This is a genomic window from Streptomyces viridosporus (assembly GCF_002078235.1).
GTDB classification, from domain to species: Bacteria; Actinomycetota; Actinomycetes; order Streptomycetales; family Streptomycetaceae; genus Streptomyces; species Streptomyces viridosporus.
The window spans coordinates 1-3,001 of sequence record NZ_MSGP01000281.1 but is presented as its reverse complement, the minus strand read 5'-3'; the positions used below and the strand labels follow the sequence as shown (position 1 = coordinate 3,001).

Here is a 3,001-nt window from a genome sequence, read left to right as displayed (position 1 = left end):
CGGGGGCCACAGGGGGGCGGGCAACGCCTGCTCCCGCCCCCCTGTGGCCCCCGCTCCGGCGGGGTCAGTGCGCGGCCGACTCCCAGTTCGGGCCCGCGCCCACCGAGACGCCCAGCGGGACGCGGAGCCGGACCGCGTCCGCCATTTCGCGGCGGACCAGTTCCTCCACGGCCGGCCGCTCGCCGGGAGCGACCTCCAGGACGATTTCGTCGTGGACCTGCAGGAGCATCCGGGAGGCCAGGTCCGCCTCCCGCAGTGCGCCGTCCACCTTCAGCATGGCGATCTTGACGATGTCTGCGGCCGTGCCCTGGATCGGCGCGTTCAGGGCCATGCGCTCGGCCGCCTCGCGGCGCTGGCGGTTGTCGCTGCTGAGGTCGGGCAGGTAGCGGCGGCGGCCGAAGAGGGTCGCCGTGTAGCCGGTCGCCCGTGCCTCGTCCACGACCCGGCGCAGGTAGTCCCGCACCCCGCCGTACCGCTCGAAGTACGCGTCCATCAGGGCGCGCGCCTCGGCCGCCTCGATGTTCAGCTGCTGGGAGAGGCCGAAGGCCGACAGCCCGTACGCCAAGCCGTACGACATGGCCTTGATCTTGCGGCGCATCTCCGCGTCCACCGCGGACCGCTCGACCGCGAACACCTGGGCGGCCGCCGTGGTGTGCAGGTCCTCGCCGGAGGTGAACGCCTCGATCAGGCCCTCGTCCTCGGACAGGTGGGCCATCACGCGCAGTTCGATCTGGCTGTAGTCGGCGGTCAGCAGCGACTCGAAGCCCTCGCCGACCACGAAGCCGCGGCGGATGGCGCGGCCCTCGTCCGTGCGGACCGGGATGTTCTGCAGGTTCGGGTCGGTCGACGACAGGCGGCCGGTGGCGGCGACCGTCTGGTTGAACGTGGTGTGGATGCGGCCGTCCGCGGCGATCGTCTTGATCAGGCCCTCGACGGTGACGCGCAGCTTCGCCTGCTCACGGTGGCGGAGCATGATCACCGGCAGTTCGTTGTCGGTCTGCGTGGCGAGCCAGGCCAGCGCGTCGGCGTCCGTGGTGTAGCCGGTCTTCGTCCGCTTCGTCTTCGGCAGGGCCAGCTCGCCGAAGAGGACCTCCTGGAGCTGCTTGGGCGAGCCCAGGTTGAACTCGTGTCCCGCCGCCGCGTGCGCCTCCTTCACCGCCTGCTGCACGGCGCCCGCGAACATCTGCTCCATGGCCTCCAGGTGGGCCCGGTCGGCGGCGATGCCGTGCCGCTCCATGCGGGCCAGCAGCGCCGACGTCGGCAGCTCCATGTCACGGAGCAGGTCCGCCGCGCCCACCTCCTCGAGGCGGGACCCGAAGGCCTCCCCCAGGTCGAGGATCGCGCGGGCCTGCACCATCAGCGCCTCGGCCTCGGCGCCCTCGTCCGCGCCGAAGGCGAGCTGCCCGTCGGCCACGGCGGCGGGCGCCAGCTCGCGGTGCAGGTACTCCAGGGACAACGCGTCCAGGTCGAAGGAGCGGCGGCCGGGCTTGACCAGGTACGCGGCGAGGGCGGTGTCCATGGTGACGCCCTCGATGCCCCAGCCGTGCTCGGCGAAGACCCGCATCGCGCTCTTGGCGTCGTGGAACACCTTGGGCCGGCCCGCGTCGGCGAGCCAGGCGGCGAACGCCCGCTCGTCGGCCTCGTCCAGCTCGGCCGGGTCGAACCAGGCGGCCGGCCCCGCGGACGTGGCCAGCGCGACCTCGGCGACCGAACCGGTGCCCAGCGCCCAGGCGGCGACGGTGGCGACACCGAGGGGCCCGGTGCCGTGCTCGGCGAGCCAGCCGGCCAGCTCGCCCGTGCCCAGCACGGTGCCCTCCAGCTCCACGCCGTCCGCGACGACCGGGGCGGCCTCGGCCTCCCCGGCGCCGGGGTCGACGGCGAAGAGCCGCTCGCGCAGCGACGGGTTCCTGATCTCCAGGGTGTCCAGGATCATCGTCACGGCCTTGCGGTCGTAAGCGGTCCGCTCCAGGTCGAGAACGCCCTTGGACAGCTCCACCCGGCGCTCCAGCTCGGTGAGCCGGCGGTTGAGCTTGACCGCCTCCAGGTGGTCGCGCAGGTTCTGCCCGGCCTTGCCCTTGACCTCGTCGACGCGCTCGACGAGCTCGGCGAACGAACCGAACTGGTTGATCCACTTCGCGGCCGTCTTCTCACCGACGCCGGGGATGCCCGGCAGGTTGTCGGACGGGTCGCCGCGCAGCGCCGCGAAGTCGGGGTACTGCGCGGGGGTCAGCCCGTACTTCTCGACCACCTTCTCCGGGGTGAACCGGGTCAGCTCGGAGACGCCCTTCGTCGGGTACAGCACCGTGGTGTGCTCGGAGACCAGCTGGAAGGAGTCCCGGTCGCCGGTGACGATCAGCACATCGAAGCCCTCGGCCTCGGCCTGGGTGGCGAGGGTGGCGATGACGTCGTCCGCCTCGTACCCCTCGACGGCGAAGCGGGGGGCGTGCATCGCGTCGAGCAGCTCGCCGATCAGCTCGACCTGGCCCTTGAACTCGTCCGGGGTCTTGGAGCGGTTCGCCTTGTACTCGGTGAACTCCTCGGACCGCCAGGTCTTGCGGGAGACGTCGAAGGCGACCGCGAAGTGCGTGGGCGCCTCGTCGCGCAGTGTGTTGGCCAGCATCGACGCGAAGCCGTAGATGGCGTTCGTCGGCTGGCCCGTCGCGGTGGTGAAGTTCTCCACGGGCAGCGCGAAGAACGCGCGGTAGGCCAGCGAGTGCCCGTCCATGAGCATCAGTCGCGGACGGGTCCCGCCGGAGGTCTGGTCGGTCTTCTTCGATGCTGTCTCTGCCACGCCCCCGATCCTGCCACGCTCCACCGACACTCGGCCCCGTGCCCGCGCCGCCGCCCCGGGACCCGCACCCCCGGGCCGCCGTCCCGGACCGCTGCCCCGGGCCGCCGGACCGCCGCCGGACCCCTGCCGGCCCGCCCGGCGGTGCGGGCCCGCACCCTTTGCTTCCGTTTCCCCCGCAGCCCGGCCACGACCGCCGCCGGCACCGCGTGG

General features: G+C 72.8%; 1 protein-coding gene. It reads right to left on the bottom strand.

The features are described from left to right. Positions 1–64 precede the first annotated feature (64 nt). Entirely contained in the window at positions 65–2,791 is a 2,727-nt protein-coding gene (gene polA / locus B7L92_RS20435) for a DNA polymerase I (protein ID WP_081238958.1), read from the bottom strand. Positions 2,792–3,001 lie beyond the last annotated feature (210 nt).